This is a genomic window from Phocaeicola sp. RTP21198st1_B8_RTP21198_201120 (assembly GCF_040929485.1).
Lineage (GTDB): Bacteria > Bacteroidota > Bacteroidia > Bacteroidales > Bacteroidaceae > Phocaeicola > Phocaeicola dorei.
Window position 1 is genome coordinate 379 of the sequence record NZ_JBCOCI010000346.1, and the last position, 608, is coordinate 986.

At 48.7% G+C, this 608-nt stretch carries 1 protein-coding gene; it reads left to right on the top strand.

The annotated features are described in order from the left end of the window. Nucleotides 1-608, top strand: a 608-nt coding sequence (locus AB5935_RS26145; protein WP_368327889.1) for a low specificity L-threonine aldolase, incomplete at both ends; no start/stop codon positions are given.

A 608-nucleotide genomic window follows, 5' to 3' on the forward strand; every position in this document is an offset into this window, starting at 1 on the left:
AACGGGTAGCAACGTGGTAGCATTGCAGCTGATGACCCGTCCGTATCATTCCATCTTTTGTGCGGAAACGGCTCATATCTATGTAGATGAATGCGGCTCTCCTGTGAAAATGACAGGTTGTCAGATTCGCCCGATTGCCACTCCTGACGGTAAACTTACCCCGGAATTGATGCAATCTTATCTGCATGGTTTCGGCGATCAGCACCATTCACAACCCAGAGCCCTCTACATCTCCCAATGTACCGAACTTGGCACCATCTATACTCCCGAAGAATTGAAACGTCTGACAGACTTTGCCCATCTGAATGGTATGTATGTACACATGGACGGAGCCAGAATAGCCAACGCCTGTGCCGCTTTGAATCTTTCCTTAAAAGAACTGACAGTAGACTGCGGAGTCGATATTCTTAGTTTTGGCGGAACGAAGAACGGACTGATGATGGGAGAGTGCGTGATTGTATTTAATAAAGACCTGCAACCGGAAGCCCGCTTCATCCGTAAGCAATCCGCCCAGCTCGCTTCGAAGATGCGTTACCTCTCTTGCCAGTTTACGGCATACCTCACAGATAACCTCTGGCTGAAGAATGCCAACCATGCCAATGCAATGG